Origin of the sequence: Bradyrhizobium sp. BRP20 (assembly GCF_020194215.1) — a bacterium.
GTDB lineage: Bacteria > Pseudomonadota > Alphaproteobacteria > Rhizobiales > Xanthobacteraceae > Bradyrhizobium > Bradyrhizobium yuanmingense.
This window is the reverse complement of record NZ_JADYVY010000031.1, coordinates 14,700-40,567: the sequence shown is the minus strand read 5'-3', so window position 1 is coordinate 40,567 and position 25,868 is coordinate 14,700. Positions and strand designations below refer to the sequence as shown.

Annotated in this window: 18 protein-coding genes and 2 pseudogenes; 12 read left to right on the top strand and 8 right to left on the bottom strand. The window is 59.4% G+C overall.

Going from position 1 to position 25,868, the window contains the following annotated elements:
* Window positions 1-75: 75 nt before the first annotated feature.
* Window positions 76-1,101 carry a TRAP transporter substrate-binding protein gene (locus tag I6F33_RS36040; protein WP_225143506.1) on the top strand — a complete coding sequence of 342 codons (1,026 nt, stop codon included), beginning with the start codon at window positions 76-78 and terminating at the stop codon, window positions 1,099-1,101.
* The gene (locus I6F33_RS36035; protein ID WP_225143504.1) at window positions 1,098-2,990 is read left to right on the top strand and encodes a TRAP transporter large permease subunit; all 1,893 of its coding nucleotides are present in this window, start codon (window positions 1,098-1,100) and stop codon (window positions 2,988-2,990) included. The genes I6F33_RS36040 and I6F33_RS36035 overlap by 4 nt, the downstream gene beginning before the upstream one ends.
* Window positions 2,991-3,619: 629 nt before the next feature.
* Here the strand turns inward: I6F33_RS36035 and I6F33_RS36030 are convergent.
* The 4 genes from I6F33_RS36030 to I6F33_RS36015 form a co-directional block, all read right to left on the bottom strand.
* Window positions 3,620-3,910 (bottom strand): hypothetical protein, encoded by a 291-nt coding sequence (locus tag I6F33_RS36030; protein WP_225131104.1) that lies wholly within the window; start codon window positions 3,908-3,910, stop codon window positions 3,620-3,622.
* A 145-nt stretch (window positions 3,911-4,055) separates the two neighbouring features.
* Complete coding sequence (locus I6F33_RS36025) at window positions 4,056-4,913, bottom strand: serine protease (protein ID WP_225131102.1); 858 nt, start codon at window positions 4,911-4,913, stop codon at window positions 4,056-4,058.
* A gap of 169 nt (window positions 4,914-5,082) precedes the next feature.
* On the bottom strand, window positions 5,083-5,838 hold the full coding sequence (locus tag I6F33_RS36020; protein ID WP_225131100.1) for a hypothetical protein: 756 nt from the start codon (window positions 5,836-5,838) through the stop codon (window positions 5,083-5,085).
* 70 nt (window positions 5,839-5,908) lie between these two features.
* Window positions 5,909-6,193 (bottom strand): hypothetical protein, encoded by a 285-nt coding sequence (locus I6F33_RS36015; protein ID WP_225131098.1) that lies wholly within the window; start codon window positions 6,191-6,193, stop codon window positions 5,909-5,911.
* A gap of 603 nt (window positions 6,194-6,796) precedes the next feature.
* On the opposite strand from I6F33_RS36015, the gene I6F33_RS36010 reads away from it, so the two are divergent.
* The 3 genes from I6F33_RS36010 to I6F33_RS36000 are packed head-to-tail and all read left to right on the top strand — an operon-like array spanning window position 6,797 to window position 10,160.
* A complete protein-coding gene (locus I6F33_RS36010) occupies window positions 6,797-8,068 on the top strand; it encodes a phospholipase D-like domain-containing protein (RefSeq protein WP_306469184.1) in 1,272 nt (423 codons plus the stop codon).
* A gap of 41 nt (window positions 8,069-8,109) precedes the next feature.
* A complete protein-coding gene (locus I6F33_RS36005) occupies window positions 8,110-8,871 on the top strand; it encodes a hypothetical protein (protein WP_225143501.1) in 762 nt (253 codons plus the stop codon).
* Between the two features lie 32 nt (window positions 8,872-8,903).
* Window positions 8,904-10,160, top strand: coding sequence for an endonuclease/exonuclease/phosphatase family protein (locus I6F33_RS36000; RefSeq protein ID WP_225131093.1), 1,257 nt, complete (start codon window positions 8,904-8,906; stop codon window positions 10,158-10,160).
* A gap of 153 nt (window positions 10,161-10,313) precedes the next feature.
* Here I6F33_RS36000 and I6F33_RS35995 read toward each other — a convergent pair whose 3' ends face one another.
* A complete protein-coding gene (locus I6F33_RS35995) occupies window positions 10,314-11,636 on the bottom strand; it encodes a DUF3422 family protein (RefSeq protein ID WP_225145650.1) in 1,323 nt (440 codons plus the stop codon).
* A 1,098-nt stretch (window positions 11,637-12,734) separates the two neighbouring features.
* On the opposite strand from I6F33_RS35995, the pseudogene I6F33_RS35990 reads away from it, so the two are divergent.
* Window positions 12,735-13,467: pseudogene (locus tag I6F33_RS35990) on the top strand (IS701 family transposase); the annotation flags it as partial.
* Window positions 13,468-13,853: 386 nt separating this feature from the next.
* On the opposite strand, the gene I6F33_RS35985 reads toward I6F33_RS35990, so the two are convergent.
* Window positions 13,854-14,309, bottom strand: coding sequence for a GNAT family N-acetyltransferase (locus I6F33_RS35985; RefSeq protein ID WP_225143497.1), 456 nt, complete (start codon window positions 14,307-14,309; stop codon window positions 13,854-13,856).
* A gap of 744 nt (window positions 14,310-15,053) precedes the next feature.
* The gene (locus tag I6F33_RS35980) at window positions 15,054-15,197 is read right to left on the bottom strand and encodes a hypothetical protein (RefSeq protein WP_225131078.1); all 144 of its coding nucleotides are present in this window, start codon (window positions 15,195-15,197) and stop codon (window positions 15,054-15,056) included.
* Window positions 15,198-16,317: 1,120 nt separating this feature from the next.
* Here I6F33_RS35980 and I6F33_RS35975 point away from each other — a divergent pair.
* The 6 genes and pseudogenes from I6F33_RS35975 (at window position 16,318) to I6F33_RS35950 (ending at window position 18,749) form a co-directional block, all read left to right on the top strand.
* Window positions 16,318-16,437, top strand: coding sequence for a GTP cyclohydrolase I (locus tag I6F33_RS35975; RefSeq protein ID WP_249782202.1), 120 nt, complete (start codon window positions 16,318-16,320; stop codon window positions 16,435-16,437).
* A gap of 109 nt (window positions 16,438-16,546) precedes the next feature.
* The gene (locus I6F33_RS38565; protein ID WP_225145649.1) at window positions 16,547-17,152 is read left to right on the top strand and encodes a 6-carboxytetrahydropterin synthase; all 606 of its coding nucleotides are present in this window, start codon (window positions 16,547-16,549) and stop codon (window positions 17,150-17,152) included.
* On the top strand, window positions 17,059-17,376 hold the full coding sequence (locus tag I6F33_RS38705) for a radical SAM protein (RefSeq protein ID WP_225131066.1): 318 nt from the start codon (window positions 17,059-17,061) through the stop codon (window positions 17,374-17,376). The genes I6F33_RS38565 and I6F33_RS38705 overlap by 94 nt, the downstream gene beginning before the upstream one ends.
* A gap of 15 nt (window positions 17,377-17,391) precedes the next feature.
* Window positions 17,392-17,634 (top strand): hypothetical protein, encoded by a 243-nt coding sequence (locus I6F33_RS35960; protein WP_225131055.1) that lies wholly within the window; start codon window positions 17,392-17,394, stop codon window positions 17,632-17,634.
* Between the two features lie 177 nt (window positions 17,635-17,811).
* A pseudogene (locus tag I6F33_RS35955) lies at window positions 17,812-18,112 on the top strand (7-cyano-7-deazaguanine synthase); the annotation flags it as partial.
* Window positions 18,113-18,236: 124 nt separating this feature from the next.
* Window positions 18,237-18,749 (top strand): hypothetical protein, encoded by a 513-nt coding sequence (locus tag I6F33_RS35950; RefSeq protein ID WP_225131052.1) that lies wholly within the window; start codon window positions 18,237-18,239, stop codon window positions 18,747-18,749.
* A gap of 2,523 nt (window positions 18,750-21,272) precedes the next feature.
* On the opposite strand, the gene I6F33_RS35945 is transcribed toward I6F33_RS35950, so the two are convergent.
* The gene (locus I6F33_RS35945; RefSeq protein ID WP_225143495.1) at window positions 21,273-25,754 is read right to left on the bottom strand and encodes a Ulp1 family isopeptidase; all 4,482 of its coding nucleotides are present in this window, start codon (window positions 25,752-25,754) and stop codon (window positions 21,273-21,275) included.
* Window positions 25,755-25,868 lie beyond the last annotated feature (114 nt).

Here is a 25,868-nt window from a genome sequence, read left to right as displayed (position 1 = left end):
AAGAGCCCGGACAGCTGGAAACCAGCGCAGGCCCATGCAGCCGGCACAACATCAATACAGGATCAGGAGGAAAACATGACTGTCTCGAAGCCCGGAAGCATCAGCCGCCGTTCGCTATTAATCGCGGCGAGCGCCGTACCTCTCTGCGGGATTCTGACCCGTCCGGCCTCTGCCGCCGAGTTCGTCTACAAGTTCGCAACCGGACAGGACCCGACCCATCCGGTGAACATCCGCGCGCAAGAGGCGATCGAGCGCATCCGAGAAGCGACGAGCGGCAGGCTCGAGATCAGGCTGTTCCGGGCCAATCAGCTCGGCTCCGACACCGAACTACTGACCCAGGTTCGCAGCGGCGGCGTCGAGTTCTTCAACCTATCGTCCTCGATCCTCGCCACTCTGTTGCCGAGCGCCGGCATTGTGAACACCGGCTTCGCATTCACCGACTACGACAGCGTGTGGAAGGCGATGGACGGCGAGCTCGGCACCTACATCCGGGCGCAGATCGCCAAGACATCGATCATGGCGGTGTCGAAGGCCTGGGATAACGGCTTCCGCCAGGTGACCTCGTCCGGCCGCGAGATCCGCACCCCGGATGATCTGAAGAATTTCCAGATCCGCGTTCCGCCCGCGCCGCTGCTCACCTCGCTCTTCAAGGCGCTCGGCGCCGGGCCCACCCCGATCAACTTCAACGAGGTCTATTCCGCGCTGCAGACCAAGGTCGTCGACGGCCAGGAGAATCCGTTGCCCATCATAGCGACCGCGCGCCTCTATGAGGTGCAGAGCACGTGCAGCCTGACGGGGCATGTCTGGGACGGCTACTGGATCCTCGGCAACAAGCGCGCCTTCGAGCGCCTGCCCAAGGACGTACAGGAGATCGTGACGCGCGAGCTCGATCGCTCCGCGGTCGATCAGCGTGCCGACATCGCAAAGCTCAGCCAGTCGCTGCGCAACGATCTCTCGGCCAAGGGTCTCAAATTCATCGACGTCGATCGCGCCGCCTTCCGCCAGGCCCTGGCGAAGACCAGCTTCTACGCGGACTGGAAAGGCAAGTTCGGCGAGGAAGCATGGTCGCAACTCGAAAAAGCCGCGGGCCAATTATCATGACCAGTGTGAGTCATACGCCCCACGTCGAGGTCGGTGCGGCGGCCAGCGCGACGCAGGCTGGCCGGCGCAGTTGGGTGCTGACAGCGAACACCGTCCTCGGTCATCTCGTCGCTGTCCCGGCAGCACTGCTCGTGCTGGCGGAGATCGCGGTGCTATCAGCGGGCATCGTGGGCCGATACGTCTTCCGCTCGCCGCTTATCTGGTCTGACGAACTCGCCAGCATTCTCTTCCTCTGGCTCGCCATGCTGGGATCCGTGATTGCGTTCCAACGCGGCGAGCACATGCGCATGACCGCCATTGTCGGTGTGCTGCGTGCGGAAGTTCGCGCATTCCTGGACACGGTCGCGGCCGCAGCATCGCTGGCCTTCCTGGTGCTGGTCGTCTGGCCGGCCTATGAGTTCGCGGCCGACGAGGCCTTCGTGACGACGCCGGCCCTCGAGATCGTCAACAGCTGGCGCGCGGCGGCGTTGCCGATCGGGATTGGATTGATGCTGGTCGCAGCGGTCCTCCGCCTCATCCGCATCGCGAGCCCGCGCAGCTTGCTGGCTTCCTTGGCGCTCGTTGCAGGCATCATTGCGACCTTCGTTCTGCTCGCTCCCGTCTTGAAGCCGCTCGGCAATCTGAATCTTCTGATCTTCTTCGTTTTCGTCGTCGGCGCAATGGTCTTCGCGGCCGTTCCGATCGCGTTCGCATTTGGCCTTGCGACGGTCGGCTATCTCGCCTTGACGACCAGCACGCCCGACGTGGTGATGATCGGGCGAATGGACGAGGGCATGAGCCACCTGATCCTGCTCGCCGTGCCGCTCTTCGTCTTTCTCGGCCTCCTGATCGAGATGACGGGCATGGCGCGCGCCATGGTCAGCTTCCTGGCGAGCCTGCTGGGCCACGTGCGGGGCGGGTTGCACTACGTGCTGGTCGGAGCGATGTATCTGGTCTCGGGCATTTCCGGCTCCAAGGCAGCGGACATGGCTGCGGTGGCTCCTGTGCTGTTTCCCGAGATGCGGCAGCGCGGGGCCAAACCGGGTGACCTCGTTGCGCTTCTGGCGGCAACCGGAGCGCAGACCGAAACGATCCCGCCCTCGCTAGTCCTGATCACAATCGGCTCGGTGACCGGCGTGTCGATCTCGGCGCTCTTCACTGGCGGGTTGCTCCCGGGCGTGGTGCTCGCGGTCATGCTCGCGGCCGTGGTCTGGTGGCGATATCGCCGCGAGGACCTGTCTCACGTCAAAAGGGCGAGGGCCCGGGAGATTGGCCGCGCCTTCGTCATCGCGATACCGGCCATCGCGCTGCCTTTCGTGATCCGGACCGCGGTCGTCGAAGGCGTCGCGACTGCAACGGAGGTCTCGACCATCGGCATTCTTTATTCGGCCTGCGCGGGTCTCTTCGTCTATCGCCAGTTCGACTGGCGTCGCATCTATCCGATGCTGGTCGAGACAGCCTCGCTGTCAGGCGCGATTCTGCTCATCATCGGCGCGGCGACAGGCATGGCCTGGGCACTGACCCAATCGGGATTTTCTGCCTCTCTGGCCAAATTCATGACCAGCCTTCCCGGCGGGGTCCCCGTCTTCCTGGCCGTGACGATCGTGACTTTCGTGATCCTCGGCAGCGTGCTGGAGGGAATCCCGGCTATCGTCCTGTTCGGCCCGCTGCTGTTCCCGATCGCGCGGCAGGTCGGGGTGCACGACGTCCACTACGCGATGGTGGTCGTTCTCGCCATGGGCATCGGCCTGTTCGCGCCGCCGTTCGGCGTCGGTTACTATGCCGCCTGCGCCATCAGCCGCATCAACCCGGACGAGGGCATGAAGCCGATCGTGGGCTACATGATCGCGCTGCTGATCGGCACCCTGATCGTCGCAGCCGTGCCCTGGTTGTCGATCGGCTTCCTTTGACGAGCTCGGCAGGAGCCTCGCGGAAACCCGTGCCTCCTGCTCGGGCGAATTTCGGCAGGTAAAGGGGCAGGCCGTCGCAAGGCATATCGATCTGCTCGACCTGGCCCTTGCCAACCTCCGTCACCCGGAGCTTCTTGCCTCCGAGCGTGAAGGCACAGTTCGTCGGCTGAGGCCCAGTTTGCAATTGTTGCCGAATCTGCTGAAGTGAGACTTGTTGATCTTCGAGGACCGAAATGGTTGACGTGACCTGGCGCGCGCGATTTCGTTTGAAACCAGCGCCACCTTCGGGCAGCGTCAAGAGGTCATATTTCGCGACGACCGCCGGCTTCTTCGTGAAGATGATGCTCAAGGTCTCGTCGAGCTGATAATACCCTCCCAGTGTGAGAAAATCGGTGCCTGGCGGGAATGTGTAGGTGTAGCTCGCGGTCCCATTGAATTTCACGGCGACCTGAGCCGTGAATTTGGGGTTGTCGATGGCCGAGCCTGCGAGAGCCGTGGCCTGCACGGAACGATAGAGCCAATCCTTGATCGCCAGATTCTTTGTGAGCGAATGGTACGAAATCGTTTCGCACTCGCAGGGCAGGGCACTATCGAGGATAGGTTTTTCAGAGTCGAAATTGATCGACGCTTCAGGTATGGCTGCCCCTCATATCAAGGGTGACGCCGTTACCACCGCCGATGACCCAGTTCGAGAAGGGTGTCGTCGCCGTAGCGGGCACCTTCCGCGTCAAGCCGACACCAGGAACGATATCCGCTTCTGATTTTGGATTGAGTGTGACCGCGATCTTCCAGTTTCGTGCATTGAACAGTTCATGCGGCACCTCGCGGTCAAGCGTGCCGAGCGCATCCTGGAGCTCGCAGGCCGAATGGAGCATGATCTCCCCCATCGGCAGAGCCCAGTCCGGAGCAATGTCGGGCACGATGACGCATCCGCCGAGCCCGCCTGCCAGCACAAGCGCTAATCGCCGCGATCCTGTCACGTTCGTCCCCCTGCCTCGTTCGTTCCCCGCTGCATGCGAAATCGCTTCCCCTCGCGATCCTGCCTTATGCAGCTACCCGCTCGCACTATTGCAGGCCATCCCCCGCAATGCGCTCCTGCCGCAAAGTCACGTAACCGGCCCACCATCCGCGCCAGCGATCGACAGCGGGCCCACTTTCCAACCGATACGCAAAGACCGCCGAACCGCCACCGCTATCGATACTGCAGGTGATATCGTGTGCATTATTTTCGCTCTCTGCCTTCGGCACACAGGCTACAACCTTGTAGCCGGGCTCTGCAGCAAATCGGGATTGGTAGTTGCGGGAATGCGATGCCAGGGCGACGGGGTGATCGTCCTTGGTCTCTGAAACCGTGTAGCTTCTCTCAAGCTTGGCGGGGCCCAGGGGCGCTTTCGACGCCGTCCCGTCGACCGCAATGGTGGTGTTCGCGTCGACCACGAGATCGTCCTGAGCCACGCGCCAACACCGCTTGTCCTCGGCAATGTCATACAAAGGACTTGCGATTAGCTCCGACGCGGGGATGAAGTAATTCACACCGTTTACTTTGCGTGTCTCGCCGCCGAAGGTCCACTGGACAATGCCGCCTGCCGCGATACCCAACAGAAAGCCGTGATCTTCGAAAACCGGGCCCCCGCTGTTGCCCGGGTTCATCACAGTGTCCGTCTGCCACCGCAGTTCCTTGGGTGGGGAGCCGTGATTGCTGATCAGACCGCCCGACAAGCTCAGGTCCTGATTGAGCGGAAAGCCCAGTACGAGCACCGAAGTGCCCATCGGAGCCTGGGACGGTTTTAAGACAATGGGGATAGGGCAGCGCTTCCCGCCCGCGTCGGAAACGGGTGTGCTCAGCTGGAGCAGCGCTAGATCACGATCCGGATGGTGAAGAGAGGAGTGGGCGGACAAGTGCCTCGCGCCGTCTGGGCTCATGTCGAACCGCGCGACACTTTTGCTCTCGCTGCGGTCAGTCCAGGGGGCTGGCGATTGCCAAGGAAAAGCATCCGATCGTAACCAGCTACTGACATCGAACCAACCCTTGGGACAACCCCACGAGCCAGACGTCTCTCATACGGGGGCTGACCTCCAGTATGTCGCTCTGCTACCGCCGATTCATCCGCAGGGTGCCGATCTTGAGAGGCTCCGCCGCAAGTGCGAAGGTGAGATTTTGCTGGGACTTTTTCTCGTGGCCGCGAAGCGCTTTCATGATGGATGGGTGATCCGTCGTGAAGAGAAGCTTCTCATCGAGGCACGCCTCAACTTCCTTCTTAGGCCGCTTGTCGGATACGAGGCCGAGCATCAGGATTGGGCGGATCGTCGGCTTAACATTAATGCCGGGCGAGGTAGCTCGCGCGTCACCCATGACGGGATCCGTTTCCCAATACTTATCGGGATCGAAGAAAATCATGGGGGTCACTTCGTCGAGGGTCTTCGCGTAGTAGTTCCGCTCCACGTCCTGGTAGACCTCCCGCATGGTTCCGCCGCCGCCTCGCCCATAGACGATGCCGGCACGCGAATTGTTGACGAGGGCCTCTTCCCTTAGGCTGTTCTGAAAATACTTTGCATAGTGTGTTGCGAAGGGCATAGTCGGCTCGGCACCGTAGAGCCAGGTCGGGATAGCGAGGCTGACGGGGAGAATTTCGGGCGCCTTGGCTCGCGCCTCGAGCGCTACTTTCAGCCATCTGCGTGCGTCGTCAATGGCGCCGAGCTTTTCGTCCTTGATGGTCCAGGTGTCAGTAAAAAGGTCATCCAGAATGGGCGCCTTCGGTACAGCGCTTAAAAGGCCGATCGCTTCGTCGAGCGGACCTACGCTCTCGAACGATGAAAAAGCCACGCCCAGATGAGCGGCCTCCATCACCCCCGGCCCTCCGCCCGTGACCAAGAGAAAGTGCGCGCGGGCAAGTTCGCGCGCCAAATAAGCAATGGCTTTATAGGCCGCATGGTCTCGCGGAAAGACTGTGACCTCCCATCACGCCGACCAGCGGCCGTTGAACCGTTTTCAGAAAGATGCGTAGGGCATCGGCGATGGCTGCGTCGTGCGCGGCTTGCGCGGCGCGGACGGCGAGTGACGTTGGCACCGGCCCGCCGTCGGTTGCGAACTCACGGTAGATCGCAAAGTCCCGGGAGAGCGTGAAGCCCATGGGGTCCCATGGGTTGAAGCCTCCGAGCAACTCCTGAGCGGTGTACAGTTGGCTAGGCACAATGACGCCCATCGCAAAGCCTCCGGCGAAAATGACAAAAGTAATTCAGCGTGAGACGTTTCGACGGGCGTTATACACCCGCCGCACGTATTGCGCGAGCGTCGTATTCGTGCATGATGCGCCTCGAAGCGGGGGAGCGATCATGGTCGCGGCGGTGACAGTCAAAGCCTATGCTAGCCCGAGCTGCGTGCTCTTGACGTTCGATTGGAAAGACGGCGCCGAACACGAAGATTTCCTTGGGTTCGCCATCCAGCGCAATCCGGGTTATGGGCGCGACAGAAAGCCGCAATTCTTATTCAACAAGCTCGACTTTGTGCCCCTCGCGGAGGACGCCCGCCCAAAGGGAAGCGATAAGGCGCCGATCCAAAAGTTCAACTGGTGGGACGGCGGGATCAACCTAGACGATCAAGGCCAGACGTTCGAGTATACAGTTATTCCTGTGCTTGGCACCAGCCCAGGCGATCTGCAGCTCCAGGACGCGGCGGCCGGAAAAAGAACCGTGACGGTGCCAAGGCCCCTCGAAGGACAGATCGCCACCTACTTCAATCGCGCCGTCGTCAGCGCGCAGAGCTTTGCCAAGCAAAAGGACAAGCCGCTTGAGAAGCGGATGGATGGCTGGCCAACGGCCTGCAAAACGCCATTCCTCAAATCCTCAGCGAGAGCGACGCATTTGAATGCGCCATCTATCATCTGTCGGACGACCGGTGGATCATCCCGGCTTTCGAGGCCTTCAAAGGGCGCGGCTCGATCATCTATTTCGAGAAAGCTGACGACACCAAGTCCCGCGCCGCCGCGCATCGGATCGCGGAGGCACGACCCAACATCTCGATCCATAAGCGGGATGCCATATCCAAGCTAATGCACGATAAGTTCATCATCTTCTACCGGAAAAAGCATGAGCAGGCCGTCTTGATGGGCTCGACCAACTTTACGCCTGAAGCCCAAACGATCCAGGCCAACCTCCTTCATATCATCCATTCCCGCGAACTTGCCGCGCTTTACGCCGAGCGCGCGAACGTGCTGGCCAAAAATCTCGGCAAGAAAGATATGGACCCGCCGGACTGGAACGACGTCACGGACGTCGACGGCACCGAAATGCGCGTCTTCTTTTTGCCCGAGCCCGGCGAAAGCCGAAAGTTTCTCGACACGGTGACCGAGGCGGTCAAGAACGCGAAGTCCTCCGTGCTGTTCTGCATGTACACGGCCTCCGACAAGGATCTCATGGAGGCAATCTTTGCCAAGGGAGACTCGTCGAAGCACTTGATCTACGGGCTTCTCAACAGCATCGATGATCCCGACAAGCCGACCAAAAAGGGCGAGAAGCGCAAGCTTCCGGAGATCGCCGCGACCATTTTCCATCGCTCGCAGAATAACCCGGACACACTTCCCTACGCCGCTTTTAGCGCCAATGCGCCACGCGGCTTCCTGCCCGAGCTCAAGACCATCGATACCTCACCGTTTGATGCCTCCGCCGCAAAAGGCAAAGCAAAACCGGCAAAGAAAGCCACAAAGAAGAAATCGAGTGGCCCGCCGCCTATCCACGTGCATCACAAATTCATCGTGATCGATGGGGATACGGAGACGCCCACCATTTACACGGGCTCGCCGAACTTCAGCAAGGCATCGGAAAACTCAAACGACGAGAATGTCCTTGAGATCAAGGGCAACACGCATCTGGCCCAAGCCTATGTTGCCGAGTTGATGCGCCTCTACAATCACTACCGTGCCCGCGCGATCTGGAACAAGACCCACGAAAAGACAGGCACGAAACCGAAGCCGGGCTCGGAGGCCGATCCTCTTGTCCTCAAGCAAACGCGGGATGAGTGGGTGAAAGACGCCTATAAGAAAGGCACAAAGGCCGCTCTCGCCAGGGAGCGCGGCTTATAGGGGCGCTCTGATGTTTTCGTTTCTCAGACGTTGCTTGAATTTTGTTTTTTGTACTCGAACAAACCATTTCCGATCGAACCTATTCAATTGCAATCATGGCCCAGACCCCACGATCCTCAGCCCTTCTCCGTCTTTCCAAACGCTATACCATCATCGCTGTCGCGGCCTGGACCATCGCCGGCGCTGTGATCGCCGGGGTCTGGAAGGTCTACGAGTTTCAGACCGAGCAGGCCCGGCTCCTTAGTGAATCGCTTGCGAAGCAGGCCGAAGTCATTGCCGAGCGCGACGAGGCACGCAGCCAGGCCGCGCTGACCCGAAGGATCGAGGCGCAGAAGCCCTTCTTGCAGAAGAAGCTCGATCTCTTCTTCGAGACCATTCAGCAGGCTCAGCGCCTGACAGAGTGGGAGCTCGACCCTAAAGATGAAACCTGGAAGCAGGCGACCAAGCGCTTTTGGGAATTGCGTTGGGGCGAATTGGAGATGGTAGGCGATGCCGGCGTCCGGAACGCCGCGCGGCTTGTCGGCCAGCAGATCACAGAGACGGAGGAATTTCCAAGCCGCGACAGGCACGATCTCCGTTGGGCGGTTGAGTGCTTGGCGGACGAGCTTCGCTTTGCCATCGAGCACGCGTGGGGAATCGATCGAAATGCCACGCGCGAGAGCGTGCTGCGCGGGGAGGGAGCCACCGGTAAGCTTCCCAATGGCTGTGTCGCTGGCAACCGCGATCCCATCCGCCCGGCCGGCATGCAACCCCTCAAGGCAAAGGGAAACCTTCACCAAGTACGGTCGCCCCAAACTGAATAGGGCCGGTCTGTTGCAAACGTCTGGAGCACTACATGATTCTTCGCCGATCTGTCCTGTTCGCCCTCGTCTTGTTGCTCGGCACAGCGCCGACGGCCCACGCGCGTGACATCCGAATTGCGACATGGAATCTGGGCTGGCATCTCAGCCAGGTCGAGGCGAAGGAGTGGATTCGTGATTGCGGTCAACCTTTCGCCCTCAATCCAGCGAGTGGATTGTTTGAACCCTCGACGGCAGGGGCCACCAAGCCGGGCTGGGAGCTCAAATGGGGACGAAACGCAAAGATCAAATGGGACATCGCGGCAAAGCCGCCATGCGACGTTTACCAGGCCAATTTCAAGATCGTGCCGGTGACCGAAGCCGCCTACCAAAAGCGCTCGCAGCAACTCCAGGATTTCATCCGAACGAACCTCGATCCTGACATCATCACTTTTCAGGAGGTTAGCGGCGCCACCGCCGTTCGCGAGGTTCTGCCCAACAACGGTGCTGATTACGAGATTTGTTCGTTCGACACGTTCAAGGTCCAGCGGCTCGCGATTGCTTGGAAAAAGAACCTCGGGACGGGCTCCGATTGTGGGGTCGTTGCGCCCCTATCACTCCCGGATCTAGCCGCCGTAGATCAGGTGCGCCCGGGCTTATCACTGACGCTGCAGATCGACGGCAAGCCGTTGCGTGTTATGACCGTGCATCTCAAATCCTCCTGCGTCAGCCCGCTCGAAGACCGCGGCAAGCTTGACGGCGGGGGCGATGCGTGTGCCATTCTGCAGAAACAGGTGCGCCCGTTGGAGGATTGGCTGGAAGCGAGCTCTGCCAGCATGCCGGTCGTTCTGATGGGAGACTTCAACCGCAATCTGTCGCACGAGAAAAATTCGATCGGAAAATCAGATATTCGCTCGGACGGAAGCGATCCCGCTTCCTCCCTTCCGAGTGGCGTCCTCGTTCGCAGCCTCTATGGCGAGGTCAATGATGGGGCCCCCACTTCCAGCGCCCTTTCCCATCTGGAGCCGGAATGCCCGGTCAACCCTGTCGCCAAGCAACTCTGCGAACGCTCGAAGCGTGAGCTCTTCGATCAAGAGGCCGTCAAGCCGCTGACAAAGGCCGATAGCCTTGGCTGCCGCAATCCCCTGGGCCTTGATCAGATGCTCGTGAGCGCGAGCCTTTCGATTCCAGATCCTGCCATCAAGGTTGCGATCGGGCGCTTCGGCGGGACGCGCCCGGCAGGCCAAGGCCATCCGGATCCTTTGCTGGCCATTTCAGATCATTGTCCCTCCAAAGCGACGCTTCGTTTCTAGTGCAAGGGCGACTGAGCCGATCCAAAAATGCCTCGCCCGGTTAGTCCGGGCGGGGCATTACCTTGCGCAGGAGCCGGCCGCGATCTTGCGGCAGCGTCGCACCACGATCATGCGAGCTTCGCAGGATGGACGCACTGATTCTGTTAAGGAGCGTCAGTCGCAAGCAACCGAGGGCGCGTTGTCGTGCTTGAGGTGTCGCTTTCGGACATTGTAACTCACCAGCCAGATCACGCCGACTGCGATCGGCACGAAGGCTGCGGTCAGGAACGAGGGCTCTACTCGCAGTCCGACGTCATGCGCGCCCTTGGCAAGATAGCTAAACAAGCTGACCACATAATATCCTATCGCTCCGACCGACAATCCTTCCGTGCACTGCAGCCGAAGTTGCTGTCTGGCGCGCTCGTTGATAGCCTGCAACAGGTCACGATGTTGTCGTTCGATTTCGACGTCGACACGGGTTCGCAACAGATCGGCGGCACGCGCGAGCTTGACCGACAGAGCCGCCTGACGATCCTCTACGGTCGCGCAGGTTCGCATTGCGGGCGCCATGCGGCGCGCCAGAAACGACGACCAGGTTGGATAACCCGAGACATCGTTGCCTTCAATGATGGACAGTCGCGATTGGACCAGCTCGTTGTAGGCTCTGCTGGCGCCGAAGCGAAACAGGCTGCCGGTCGCGCCTTTTTCGAAGCAGGCGGCCAGCGCCGTCAACTCGGCAAGCAGATGGTTGTTGAACTGCAGCCCCTCACCGCTTTGCATTTTTTCGAGCGCCTCAACAAGACGGCGGTCGATGCGATCAACGGAAGGTGCAAGCTCAAGGGCGGCCGACAGGCCAAGCAGCGCCAGTGGACGGTAGGTCTCGATCTCCAGGAGCCGTTGCACCAGCGCTCCGAGATCCTGCGACGTCAATCCGAGGTCGCAGACGAGGATTTTCGTAAAGCCTTTTTCGTCTACGCGGAAGTCTGAGGCGGCAACGCCTGCGCCGTTCTTTGTGGCAACCATGGCCAGGCTGTTTTTGTCAAAAACCTGTTCGGCGCGCCTGGTCGGCGAGGCATCCTGCTCCACTTCTAGCCTGATCGCGACCAGCAACTGTCCGGTCTGACGCAACGCGCGGATCAGCGATCGGACGGTACCATCAACTTTGTCAAATCGGTCTGCGGCGGAAACATTTGTGTTACTCCAGATCCAGGTAAATGTTGTGAATTCCGAATGCTGCTCCCAACGTAGCGTAGCGGTCCCGATGACAATCTGATGAAGTTTCGCCGATTGCTCAGGTGGCGGAAGATTGCGCTCGAGGCAAAAATCGATAAAGCGGCAGCGATCGCTTGTGGCCGCCTCACCCTGCGCAAGAAAAGCCAAGTGGATCACGCTGAATGGCGAAACAAGGCGCGTGAAAGGGCGTGCGTGCACTTCGCCGAGCACGGCGTCGCGTTGCGGATGTGGCGTGAAGGTTCGCAGATCCAATTCATCGACCATGTATTGACATCTCTCTTCAGGGTGAGCAAGCAACTGTCAGCCGCGCGAGGCCGTGGCAAGCAGGAGCGTCTTCCGTTCCCCCGGCGGGGTGCAGACAGGCAACCTCCGGTGCGGCAACCACACTGTCCATTGACAGATCGAGGCCCAAACACGACTCCCATCTTGCTGCCGCCGCCCTGACGCGGAGAGGCGGTGCAGGATTTGGGCCAGCACTGCAGAAGGGGCACGCTTGTGTCCTTTGGCGCAATGTGGCTTTCGAAGACAGTTGGAGGCGGGTTTCAGACATGAAGCGCGCGCTTGTATTCTGACAGGATGCGTACGTGGCGCAGGCCACAGGAAATTGCCTGCTTCGCACGGTGATCGCTCGCCAGGCGGCTGAGACGCCATGCTGTGGACGGATTTGTCCATGCAGAGACCGGCGACTGACCGCGCCCGGACCAGCCGGGCAAGGCTTGGCCGATGGGCTGATAACGTCACGTCGCGTGAGGATGACGTGATCACGCAGCCGGAGCGCACGCTGTCATAGTCTTTTGAGGTGACATTCAGGGCAGTGCAAGCGCCGCGGCTCGACCGCAGTGAGACAGATACGTGGCGAATGTCGTGAGCGATCGACCGAATAGCGGCGGATCACAAGTACGGCCGACTCGACTTGGCGGGCGTATTGCTCAAGTGCGCTCGCGGAGGTTTTGATCCGTCTGTCGCCACGCGGCCGAGAGCCAATCTCGGTCAAACTCGCTCGCCGGTCTTTGCAGGACGCGAGGATCGCCACGTTCTCGTTGATGTCAGCTCTGTTTCGGATCGAGCGCACGAAGCGGCCTCTTCGATGGGTGGATCTGGCCGAAGGCCGGCTAAGCAGCCTCGATCGCCTATGGCGCAACAGCGGCGTCACAACGCTCATCCCCTGCCGGCTGCGCCGTCATTCCTCGCCAAACAAGAAAGTTCCTCCTCTGCTGTCGAGCCCCTGCGGGGTGCGCCGTCGATCACCTCCGGCCTGTCGATCACCATCGAGGCCGCAAGGTGCGGGCTCGGAAAACAGAGATCAAGGAGAACTACCATGGCGACCATCGGCACCTTCAAGACGACCGGCAACAACGAGTCCGGGCGCTCTATCTGCCAAAGGAATGGACGGACGACCCCGCTCGCCTGAAAGCCGCGCATGTCCCGAGCGATGGGCTTTGCTACGAAGCCCAAGATCGCGCGTCGAATGGTCGCTCCGCGATCGCCGCAAAGGTGCCGTTCTCGTTCGTAACGGCGGACAGCGTGTATGGCACAGGTGAGATCGAAACCCTGCTGCGCAAGGCGGGAAAAGGCTATGTTCTGGGCGTTGCTTCCAATCACGTGTTCCGTTCATGGGGCAAGCAGCAGCCGGTCGCCGGCACCGCCTCCGCGATCGCGCAGAGCCTTCCCAAGAAGTGGCCTGGCACCGCTCCGCCTCCGGCGAAGGGACCAAAGGTCCGCGCTGGCACTTGGCCGATCTCGACGCTGGTGAATACAACGACGACCTTGCCGGAGAATGGACGGGGGGTCTTCTGATCCGTCGCAACGTTACTGACGCCAGCTTGGCCTTCTCCACATGGTGCCCCAAGGGCAGGTCCATGCAGAAGCTGGCGTCGGTGGAAGGCCATCGCTGGGCTATAGAGGACAGCTTCGAAACCGCCAAGAACGAGCTCGGCCTTGACCACAACGAAAGCCGCTCCTGGCATGGCTGGCATCGCCATGTCTCACTCGTCATGCTGGCCTTCGCCATGATGGCCGTCATCCGTCATCGAGCCAACACTGGACCATCGCTCAAAAAATGCGACCGCGGCCTCGACCGAAGCATCGCTCTTGATCCGCTTGTCGATCCGGGAAATCCGCCCCATCGCCATGAAGCTTCCCCAGCGACTCATCTCGCACGCCTACGTCCTCGCATGGTCGTCCTGGCGTAGGGCTCATCAGGCCAACGCGCGCAAAGCCCATCTCAGGCAAAAATTGCAACTGTAATGCTAGTTAGGGCACCCGACGGAACACAGCAAGACCGAGTCGTCGTTCTCAGGGGGCAAATACAGCAGTGCCATTAGCCCACTACAAAAATAAAAAACATAAGTCCAGAACGCACAGACAATTACGCGTTCCGGTCAATCAACCGGCCCTAACGAAGAACATTGGGTTCCAAGCTAGATTGATCCGCTCAGCTTCTTGGTCATCCAGGGACGACTCTAAGTTGACCCCACCGGCTCATATCATGCGGCAAAGCCGGGGGCCGACTTCCTCGAAGCCGTTGCGCAGATAGAAGTCGAGGGTGCGCTTCCATTTCGGCTGCCACGGTGCTCCGACCTCCAGCCGCTTCCATCCTCGCGCGCGTCCTTCGGACAGAGCGACCGCGATCAGATGAGGCGCAATGCCCTGCGATCTCATGTCGGGGCGAACATAGAGCTCCGAGATTTCTCCGAACTTGCCGCCCGCGTAGATCGCAGTGCATTCGTTTAGAACCATGACGCCAACCGGCTCGTTGTCTCCGCAAGCGATCACCGCGACGACGCTGACATCCGCAAGAACTGCCGCCGCGCTTTGCGTGACGATTTCGATCCCCGGGGCCATCCGGCGCAAGAGCTCGACTTGGAGAGCATAAACGAAGCCGGCGACGGTTCCGGCATCTGTGACTTCAGCGCGGCGTGTGGATATGACCGGCATCTTTCTTTCTGCTCCGCATCGGAATTGAATCACTCTGCGCCACGAGCGTCAGCGTGACATTTGTGATCCGCTAGACAGACAAGGCTAGCTGAGATTCCCGAACACCTCGAACCAGAGCCGATTGGAGCACTTTCCAATCAGCTGATCTCTGCTGTGGGTCTTGGTTGTATGAAAACGCCTGATGACCCGCGATTTCGGCTGTCAATCAGCGTCCACAACTGAATTTCGATCCAACCGATGGCTTTCACGTCGCAGGGTTTCATCACGAAGCTAAAGCGCGCCTCTCCAAGATAGGATCATGATCATCGCGAACTTCATTGTCGAAACGGTCCTTCAAGCGGCTGCTGACCTTGTGCCGACAATCCAATGAGACGATCACGCATTCCAGGTCAAAAGGCCGATGGATGTCGTCACCTAGAAGGAAACCGTTCAGAGGTGTATGCACCCCACCGCATTTTGACCCTCGGGAACCGAGCTCAATCGCTCTGTGACGGCAGTCTATGGATATTGGCCATCTCCTTCCTCGATGCTGAATCCTTTACCAGTCACGATGTTTGGAGACCAGCTCTCTGGAATGGTAGCCATGGATCCCTCCCGCCAGAAGGATCGCTGGGTTAGGATTCGACAGCCAATGACAGGATCCTCTCGGTCGTCGAGAGCGATCGGGTCGAGACGATAACTCCACTCCTTAGCTCCGCGGCAAAGTCGATTTGCACCGGAACCGCCTCGCTTGGTGCGCTCTTGCTACAAAACAAGGCCCGCGCGCAGGTTCGCAGCACGCGTCGGGGAGTTGCCGTCAGGCCAGTACGCCGCGCCGATCAAGAGTTGCTCGATCGTGTTGAGATTTTCGACGATGAACTCGGCTTGCCGGTCGGGCCGCCTTGACACCGACATCCTCGGCGGGATGTACCGCGTCCACAAAGAAGCGGTCAGGCCACGAGCTGCTGGAGTGTTGCAATCTCTTCCTGTCGCTCGCGGAAGGAGGGCTCGCGGACCAGGTCCAGGCGCTGCTAGTCGGTACATCTTCTTCGGCTGCGGAGCCTCGCCATTGCCCGTTCGTATCTAGCTTCACTGGTGCCCGAACCCGGGAGACCACGTCGCTTGGCTTGGTCAGGCGATGAGCGCGTTGCTTGCCGCGGCTTCATGCTGCCATGAGTTTCGCGAGCCGCGTCAACGCTTCGCGCTCTTGGTGGCGATTCACGTGCGCAATTTGACCTGGTCAAATGTCCAAGCCTTGAATAGCTTTGCCGGGCCAGGAATTTCGCCCCGAGCTGCCGCTGCCTGTATAGCTCTCTTGTTCTCGCCTGTTATTTGGGCGACATCTTCGACCTTGACGCGTTCGGATGTCCCGTTCATCGGTTCTTCGCGCCAATCACGGGGCCGATTAACTGTCTGATGACTTCGGGGCGGGTAAGATTTGGTTGCTTTTGCTGGCGCTTCAATCGTGTCCGCTTGTCGGTGTGTATGTCTGAATCCCGACACGAAGTCGCAAATGATCGGCCGTCGCGGCACGATGCATTGATTTTCTCTTCCTCAAGCAAGTCTCGCACAGATACTTTTGCGGCATGCTGATTGCAGGGAGACGATAAAGGACCGTTTCGGCAATAGTGGTCTCTCGGTCAACGACGCAGGAGAGATGAAAGTTCTCGATCGTATGCAAATTGATACTAAAAACTGCCCCGGGTAAGGCACCTCCCCAATTGAAGCGCTTTGTTCAGCGCGTGTCGGCCGCAGATCATGTCGTTCACGCAAACTAGCGAAGCTGCACAGGAGTTCTGATGAGCTCTACGCAAGCAATTCGTGAACGCCTGCGCGACGCCGGCGCGTCGTTTGCGGCAAACGACAATATCGCAGAATATCTGCTGCCTGGTGACATTGATGTGATCCAAGCCGAGGTCGAGCAGCACGTGCACGCTGTGCTTGAGGCCATGGTTATCGACACCAGCCGCGACCACAACACCAAAGCGACCGCGAAGCGCGCAAATTTGTGCGCCTTGCCAACTGGATCATGTCGCGCCCGCACATCCAGGAGGAGGCCGCTGTTATGCTGGCGGACGAACTGGAACGCCGTATCCTGCCGAAGGGATTGGCCGTCATCGTTAGGGCGCAGCACCAATGCATGATCTAGCGTGGTGTTCGCTAGACTGACACCATCATGATAACCAGCATCATGCGCGTGCTTTCCGCGACGACAAAATATCGCGCAGCGAATTTATGGCACTGATCAAGGATCAACCGTGACCTACCTATCGACGAAGACATACGGTCATGAAACCGGACTATCCGCTACATTTCGCCAGTGGCGCGCGCTGTCACACTGTCGTCTGCTGCACGGTTACTCGTTGTCATTTCGCTTCGAGTTCGAGGCCGACACCCTAGACGACAAGAATTGGGTCGTTGATTTTGGCGGCCTCAAAGAGCTGAAAGCGATCCTCGAACACACATTTGACCATAAGACCGTCGTAGCTGCGGACAATCCGGAGCTTGAATGGTTCCAGGAAGCGGCGCGGCGTGGCGGATATCGTTGTGCTACCTGCTGTCGGCTGCGAAAAGTTTGCCGAGCACGTCTACGGCATCGCGAGCAAGTGGCTGCTGACAGAGCGACTTGCTCCGCGTTGCCGGCTTGCATCTGTCGAAGTCAAAGAGCACGGTGCGAACAGCGCGATCTATCGGGGAACGAGCCGTGCTGCCGGTCAACGAGATCTTTGAAAGTATCCAGAGCGAAGCCTGCAAGAGCGGCACGCCGTCAGTGTTCCTGCGGCTACAGGCCTGCCCAGTTGGTTGCCTCTGGTGCGACAGCAAGCGCAGATGGAAGGCAGATCCAGCATGTCAAGTGCCGATAGCCGAGATCACGGGATCGAGGACGCCACCCGGGGCTAGGATGTCGCCGGAGGAAATATTGCTCGCCGTGCAGGGGTTTAGGGCTCGGCATGTCGTGATCACGGGTGGCGAGCCCGCAGCGTACGACTTTCAGCCATTGACGACGCTACTTATCAAGTCTGGCTTCTCGGTGCAGGTGAAGACATCGGGACCCATGCCATTCAGGTGCACCCCTGCACGTGGGTGACCATCAGCCCGAAAGTTGGCACGCCCCGTTGTTTTGGATGAACCGCTGCGGCGTGGCAACGAGATCAAACATTGCGTGGGCAAGCCTGCCGATATCGAGAAGCTCCTGGCCCTCAACATCCCTCGTGAGTTCATGCCGATAATATGGCTGCAGCCCTTGAGCCAAAGCCGCAAGGCGACGAAGCTTTGCATTCAGGAGGCGACTGCGTGCGACTGGCGTGTCAGCATTCAGACGCACAAGTTGCTCGGCGTGGGGTAAGCAACCCTGCGCGTCAAAGCGTTCTGCGGCTTCACCTTAGAGACGATCATGAATTGCGTCCTCTAAGTCTGAACTCAATGAAGGGAAAGCGGCATTCATCGCAGGCTTCTTTGCCGTTGTTCGCCATTGCCAAGCGGGCCTGATTTCAACTCTTCACATTCTAAGCGAATCCTCTCAATGACCGATTTCACATCCGAAGCCGCGCTGGTTCTATTTTCTGAGCGGTCAGGATTCCGCCACCTGCCTCGCTTGGGCGCTGTCGCGCTTTGCCCGGGTTGAGACCGTCGGCTTTGCCTATGGACAACGCCATGCGATCGAGCTGGCCTGCTGCGATCAGTTGCTGAACGGACTGAAGAAGCTGCGCGTAGACTGGGCGAGCAAGCTCGGCGACAACCATACGCTTGAGATCCCCACACTGGCTGCGATATCAAAGACTGCACTGACCGGCGAGGTCGCGATCGAGATAGGCGCGGACGGGATGGCCGCGGCGCGACAGTTGAAGAATGAGACTGTCCGCAATTTCTGCCTGAACGAATTTGAGCGCTTTTCGTTCGGCTACCGAGCCGACGGCACTGCGCCGATCCAAAACAAGGTAGGCGCCGGTGTTTAATCGCCTCCTGGCCGCTCCCGCGCACGATCTCCACGTCAGGCAGATCATGGATGAGGGCAGGGTGTTGCTCGTAAACCTGTCAAAGGGGCGGATCGGCGAGGACAGCTCGTCCCTTCTTGGCGGCTTGCTTGTGACGACGCTCGGACTTGCCGCTTTCAGTCGGGCTGAATTGCCGGCGCGTGAGCGACCAGACTTCTACGTCTACATTGATGAGTTTCAAAACTTCACCACTCTCGGGATGGCAAATATGTTCTCGGGGTTGCGCAAATATCGCGTCGGCTGCACTGTCGCACATCACTATCGTCATCGGTTAGAACCGGATGTGCGCGATGCGGTGCTCGGAAATGCCGGATCGATTATCTCCTTCAGAGTTGGTGCTGAAGATGCGCAACACCTTGCTCGCGAGTTTCTGGGAACGTTCGAGGAAGCCGATCTCCTGCAACTGCCGAACTATAGGATTTTATCTGAAGCTCATGATCGACGGGACGCCGTCGCGGCCATCTAGTGCCGGTACGCTTGAGCCCGGCGTCCTAGATTAAGACACCGCCGTTGATTAGTAAGTCTCGGCGCGTCGAGCTTCTTGCAAACCCGGCGCGGGGGGATAGCGCCCCAGGATCATCGTCTCCGGCTCATTCCGCGCTGGCACTGACCCGCTCCCCCAAGCGGAACCTCTCCTACTTTCAGCTATCGCTTCGGTGGCGACGCCGCTAATATTTCAATTTTCGGCACCTTCGGGACAAGGCTCTTTGCAAAATCGCGCGAGAGATCTCCCCATATTCCTTTTGCAGGCGGCAGACAGGATACTATCGAGCAGGGCGCAGCCGGTTTTCAGCCTTTCCTGTTCTGCCGCTGGTTCGACAGCCTGAGCGAAAACAACAGGAGCCATTCCGCGCCGATGTGCACTGCAGCAACGGTAGCCATGCGTCGAGTAGAGGCATCTCACGTTTCGGATCTCGACAAGCTATCAATGAACGTTCCAGGGGCGACATCAAGGTGATCTGGATCATGGATTTTGAGAGCGGTCTGGCCGGGGGTTGGCAACGATCTCTTTAAGATGAGCTGTCCCCAATCTCCTGAGAAAGCGAGTTGTCTTTAGGGCTGCGGCCCGCTTTATCGACGCACAGCAAGCGTTGCTTTTTGTTCTTTACTGTCGCGCAGTCCGTTATTGGCATACTGGCCCGCCGTACATCGGCTGCCAATGCGGGCGAACACGAAAAAAAAGATGATTGCGGAGCTACAAAGGTACGAGAACCATCTCTGCTTTTGAATTGACTGCCGACGATTCATCCGGACTCATCTTTCCGCAAAGAGAAGGCATGAAGGCTGCTCGCAACTCGGCAACTGCCCTCCGTGGGCGGTTCGCCCGGAGGCAGCGGCGCCGCGCAGCCTACGCGTTGCAGGCTTTCATCGTGCATCGATTAGGTTAGCTATAAGACTTATGCGCTTGCAGACCAATTCACTCAAACTTGTAGGACACCTCTAAGAAGGTACCCCATCGCTCCATGCTGTACTTTGCGAGTGCAGGGATCTGGATGAACGTGCCTCGGTCGCTGCAGCCGCTGCAGTTGAATGTGACATCGCTGTCATTCTTGGTCCACATTGCCCAGTACCGAGTGCCGACGCCGATACTGAAATTTCTGCCGAGGAGGTACGACAGCGTTCCTTCGATCTGTACGCCCCCCACCTTGCCTGCACTGATCGTAGAAAGTTGTTTCAGGACGGAGGAGATGGTTATCACGACCGGTGAAGTCGGTCCATGGCAGGTAAGCAACATCTGCGCTCACGGCGCTCAAACAGCATAGTCTCGGCGTTAAGCCCGACGCGCAGCGCATCCCAATTGGCACCTTGAGTACCGATGATTTGCTGGGCCGGAACCGCGCATGCCCCGTATGGCGAGGCTGTCTGCACGCATGCGATCGAATCCGACTTTTGGCCGAAGTAAGTGCCACTGATAAATGCGCCCAGCTTGTAGGTGCTACCGCACATAAAGTCGTAACCGACATCGGCGGTGTAGTACGTGAACCTTCCGTTGGCCTGATCTCACAGAGTGTTGCATAGGCCGTACTGCCGATGCTCGAATCCTCGTTCATTCTTCCCTTGTTGAAGCGTCCGAGCCAACGTTGCCCTTCAGGAATCTCCCCCAGGACTATCAAGCCGTGCGAACAGCTCGCCGGAAATGCCGTCCAAGCCATGATAGGTGAGCGTGGAATTGGGGATGCCGCTATCTCCGGATATCGGCGGCTGATTCGTGTAGTCCCACTGGAATGTGCCTCTGCTGAGCCAGACCCGCGAGCCCCTTCGAACGACCAGTCGCCCGTATCGAAAACAGGCTTTATTGTTTTGGCGGCCGCTCGTCCCGGATAGACCGATGCGTCGAACCATTCCGCCCCGCTCGCGTCGCCGCCGAAATGGTGATTCAATCTGATCTTTCCGATGTGACAGTTGCTGGACAAGCTGGTTGTCCTGGCGGCAATGTCGGCGGGGCGGGGAACTGCACCGTCGGCGGGGTCGCCAGACGCGTCCCCATCGAAGCCCATGTAGTCGTACTCGAATTTGACACACCAAGCAGGTGTAAGCGCTTGCTCAAAGCGACTCCGACGACGGTCCAGCCGAAGCGACTATAATCGAACTGCGTTGTATGCTGCAGGAAGCCGCAAAGCGCCCCTCGAATTCGTTGTTATGTTGCCTCGGTTATGTTGCCAGGCTGCCCGCCCTGATGTAGCCCAGCGTTTGGCCTGTTAGGCCGAAGCGGCGTAACCCACTCGAGCAGTCCCTGTGACAAAGGCGTTTGGACCTGCCTCGCAAGTGGCGATAACAACAGCGCCCGAGAAGGCAAGACAGCTGTTGGTGCCATCGGAGACAGCATGGCTCGCATCGACTTCGGTGCCGGAAATCCACCTATCCGTTTGCCAGTTGTAGCCGGGAGCGGATCGGCATCCAGTATTGGCGCAGCGCCTCGACGGTCGCTGGAATGTCGAGGTGGGCATTGCGGAGAAAGTCCTCGGTCTCGCGGCCGCTTCGCGCTCCCTTAGCCTAAGCCGGGATGAGCTCGAAGCCGGTCCTGGAGGGACCGCCGATTGGCGACGAGGTTGTCAAGGTGCAGCAACTCGTGCCCTGGCCGCTCTCCTTGGGCCAATCGTCGAACCAGCGCCCGCGTGCCGTCCACCACGAAGACGCCGCAATCATAGCTGTTCCGCTGCTGGGCCATGCTAGGTGACTCCAGGCGGGCGCGCAGCCGTCGTGCGAGCTGCGCTGCCGGCTCGTGGTTGTGTCCCCGGACAGAGTCGTAGTGATAGGCAATCGGCTCTCCTCGCGTGCGGCGATCAAGGAGCAGCAGCGACCAATGCGTGCCGAGGCGATTAGGATCCATTGCATCGTTCACCGGCAGGAATAGGAAGTCGGCGGTATCATTACCATTCGGATCGTAGACGATGCGCCGGAATGCACGGAGCATGTCGGGCTCGGCGCCGAAGCGCAATTGATAGTGGGCTATCAGGGGATCCACGAACTGCGCCAGGGCGGCGAATTCCGGACGGTCCCGCTGCAACTCCTGCGCCAGGAGCTCGTAATCCCTGTGGATGTGCTCGTCGCCCAGCCATTCCTTGGCGCCGAGCGCTAGTCCGCTGCGGCCGTGGGATGAGGCTGTCGGATCCAAAGCCCCGATCTGAGCATCGGCGGATGTGCGCGGGACAGGCGCATAACTAGCATCATCACGCGGCTCCTGCGGCGTCGGCGCATTCAGATCAATCAATGGCTCACGACCCCCGTAGGTGTCTGAGCGAGCCCTGGCAAGATGCGCGGGCGCAACATGAGCATCGTCGCGCAACTCGGATGGCGTCCGTGCATTCAGATCAACAAAAGGCTCTCGGCCGCTGTAGGTGTCTGAACGAGCTCGGGCAGGATGCACTGGCGCAAAATCAGCATCGTCGCGCAATTCGGACGGCGTCAGCGCATTGAGATCAACAAATGGCTCAAGGCCAGCGTAGGCGCCTGAGCGAGCCCTGGTCGGATCGGCTGGCGCAAAGTGAGCATCGTCGCGCAATTCGGACGGCGTCCGCGCATTCAGATCAACAAAAGACTCTAGGCCGCTGTAGGTGTCTGAATGAGCCTGGGCAGGATGCACTGGCGCAAAGTCAGCATCGTCGCGCAATTCGGACGGCGTCGGCGCATTCAGATCAACAAGAGACTCTAGGCCGCCGTAGGTGTCCGAGCGAAGCCTGGTAGGATGCGCCGGCGCAAAGTGAGCATCATTGCGCAACTCGGACGGCGTCGGCGCAATCAGACCATAAGATGGCTCAAGCCTGCCCTTAGCATGTGACGCGGGCCAGGATGGTGATGCTCGTTCTTGCACCTGTTCACCCAACCAAACCCAAGCTCCGGCGCTCGGGCTGGCCGGCGTTGAGGGAAGATCCTGCGCCGAGCCCGAGTGCCAATCGCCCTGCGCGGCCGGCGAGTTCGGCTGCTCAGGGCCTGGCAGCCCCAGTTCTCGGTTCGGCTCAATGAGTTTCAAGTAGCTGCGAAGATGCGACAAATCGGGACCATGTACTCTGCCTCCAGTCCGTTGGAATGCTACCACGTCATTGTCGAGGGATACCTGCTCCCTGCTCGAGCCGTTTAGCCGCCCGATGATGCTCCCTTTGCGCTTCTCTCTAAGCCACGCACTAAGCGCACGAAGACGCCTCGCCCGCTGTTGCGCAGACTGCCTCAGCTTCGCAGTCGGAGTTTTAAGATCTTTCAGAGCTTGGTTCAGCGCGCCCTCGATGAGGGGCGCATCTTCTGGATGAGGAACTAGGCGACGGGGGGCACCGAGGACGCGGGGTTCAGGTGCTTCCACTTCTTCACCCCCACGCAGCAGCCGCCGGAGATGATTCAGAGCCGATCTAATGCGGTTGTTGGGGTCACCGCCCGAGCTCCTGTACTTCGCAATCTCCGCGTCCAGCGATGAACCGTCGCGCAGCCGAGAAGCTACCGGGCCCCTATGACTCGCGTTGACCCAGCGAATAAATGCCCCAAGCCCGTAAACACCGTTGTTGATGGCCCCTTTGGTGAGCTTGCGCAGCTCCGCGTCTCCACGAAACTTCGCCAAGAGCTCCGCGTCTTCGACCGGAAGCTGCTCGCCGATCGGTTCGTCCGGCGACGGCATCGGGGCTTGCATCTGCGATGGTGACGCCACCACTTGATGGGATAGGGTCTGCATCAGCTGCTGCTCAACAGCGACGACCTGCGGAGGCGGCGAGGAGCTGCGTCCGTCCATCGTCTCTAAAAGCAGATCCTGCTGGTTCGCAGGCAGAGTCTCCGGCCAGCTGCCAGCTCCGTTCGACCCGCTGTGCTGCGCAGTCGTCCGCCTCGTCTCGGCGCGAACCGCGTCTTCGAGATCAGGAAGCGGGCGAATATGACGCCGTAGTTCGATCGCTCTAGCACCCGCCGGCGACCTCAGGAGATGAGCCAGTGCGGCCCCGGCTTTTCTGCGGCCATGGGGGTCCTCCTCCTTATACTGGCTGACATCTTCATCCAGCGAGTCGTGGCCAAGTCGAGCAGCAATGCCGGGCTTATGCTTTTCACGGAGGTAATCACTCAAATCGATAAGAAGAGTTGCATAGGTCCTGGCGGTGTTGGCGGTGCTTGGGGCTGCTTCTTCCTTGTACCTTTTGATGAGATCCGCATCCTGGGGATAGGGATTCCGCTCAACCCGGCTTGCAAACGGCGTGATGCCGCCCGGCGATTGGGAGGCTCTAAGAAGATCCAGTGGGATAGCGATGGCCTGCTTCTCCTTCTCGGCGAACTCCTGGGCATCCTTGTCCAGCGACTTGTCGTAAAGCCGGGAAGCAATGCCCGGCTTGTCGTTCTTTACGAGCCAATGCCCCAAGCTGAGAAGACCACGTAGATTGCGACCGACCGTGCTCTCGGAGGCCCCAGCCTTGATGAGTGCCGGCCTGAGCCCCTCAATAAGAGACGCATCTTCGCAATAAACAGGATCCAGGCTGCTACCTGCGAAAACAAAATTTGCATGGCCGGGCGGTAGCGCCGAGGCATTCAGCATCGTTCTACCGCCTTGACCGTGCGGAGGCGGCGTAGATGGGTGGCCGCTCGCCCGCATGATGGGAATCTGCTCGCCTGGCACGAGAATGTTGCTGTAACGTTCATCCGTCAGCTCGTCGTCCTGGTGGCGCCGGTTCACGGGATTAGGGGACTCTGTAGGATCCAATGCTAGGCCATGCCGCGGTGGCTGAAGACACGACGATGCACCGGCTTCGTCGACCGTCCCCAAGAATAAATCTTGATCATCCCCCTCAGCGAGTGCCGCTGGCCAACTGAAGGCGGGCTGCGACCCGCCCTGCTTAGCCGCGGCCTCAATGCCCCCGGCCCGGCCAGTGATTGACGCGACTCCGCCCGGCGACTGAGAGGCGCGGAGACGATCTAGTGCGGTAAGAACGAGGTGCCTGCGATTTTTATCGAAGATCGCAGCGTCGTTGCTCAGCGATTCGTCGTTAAGCCGAGCAGCCACTCCCGGCTTTTTTTTTGCGAAGAGCCACCGGCTAAATCTGCGAAGAGGACCAACATAATTCGTCTTAGCGGTGATCTCCTCGTACCCAGCCTCAACGAGTGCTTCTTGAAGTCCGGAAATCAAGCGTGCGTCTTCGGGATGAAAAGGGGGACCGTTGAGTTTTCTCGCTCCGTTACGGAGATGATCAAGTGCCGCGCCGATACTTTTGCTACCCCCGGCGTCCTTGTAGCGCTTGATCTCTTCATTCAGCGGTTCGTCGTCGTTCCATGTCTCGTCCTGAAACCGAGCAGCAATGCCACGCTTGTTGTTTGCACGAAGGTAGTGGCTGAAATCCGTGAGAATAGATGCATAGGTTTTGGCGGTACTTGAAGTTCGGGCCGCCACTGCTTGCTTTTTGTATTCCTTGATGAGAGTCCCGTCCTTGGGATAAGGAGTCAGGTCAGGGCGGCCTGCGATCGGTACGGCTCCTCCCGTCAATTGAGAGGTCCGCAGATGAGCTAGTGCCCAAGGGACGTTCGCCGTCCCACCTTTTATTATGAACTCCTCGACATCCTTGTCCATCGTCTCGTCATGAAGCCGATCAGCAATGGCCGGCTTGTCGTTTGCAAAGAGCCAACGGCTCAAGCTGAGCAGATAACCGACGTAGCTCGTGGCGGTGCTCTCAACGGCTCCACCCAAGAGGAGCGCCTGCTTAAGGCCGGAAATAAGGGGCGCATCCTTAGCATAAAGCGGATCCTTGCTGCGACCTACCAAGACCCAATTTGATTGAGCGGTCTGCAGCGCTGAGGCGCCCAGCACCGCCTCATCCTCTCCGGCATGCGCCTCAGATCGCGATGCATCCGCTTGATGGGCGCGGACCTGCATGAGCACGGGAGCAGACGGCACAGCGATCTCGCCCAGCTGCTGCTCAAAGGCGGCCGCATCTGTGGACGGAGCCGATGAGCTCTCTTGCGGGCCCGCGGTGCCCGATTGTTGACGCACCCAGTTGGTGGATTCGAACTTCATTCGTTCTCAGTTTCGGAATAATAGGCCAATTTGAAGCCTGAGGTCGCTTGTGATTTGCCACGGAACCGACTCGGCAGCATCGAACCCAGCAGAAAACTATCGTGAACGCCCCAG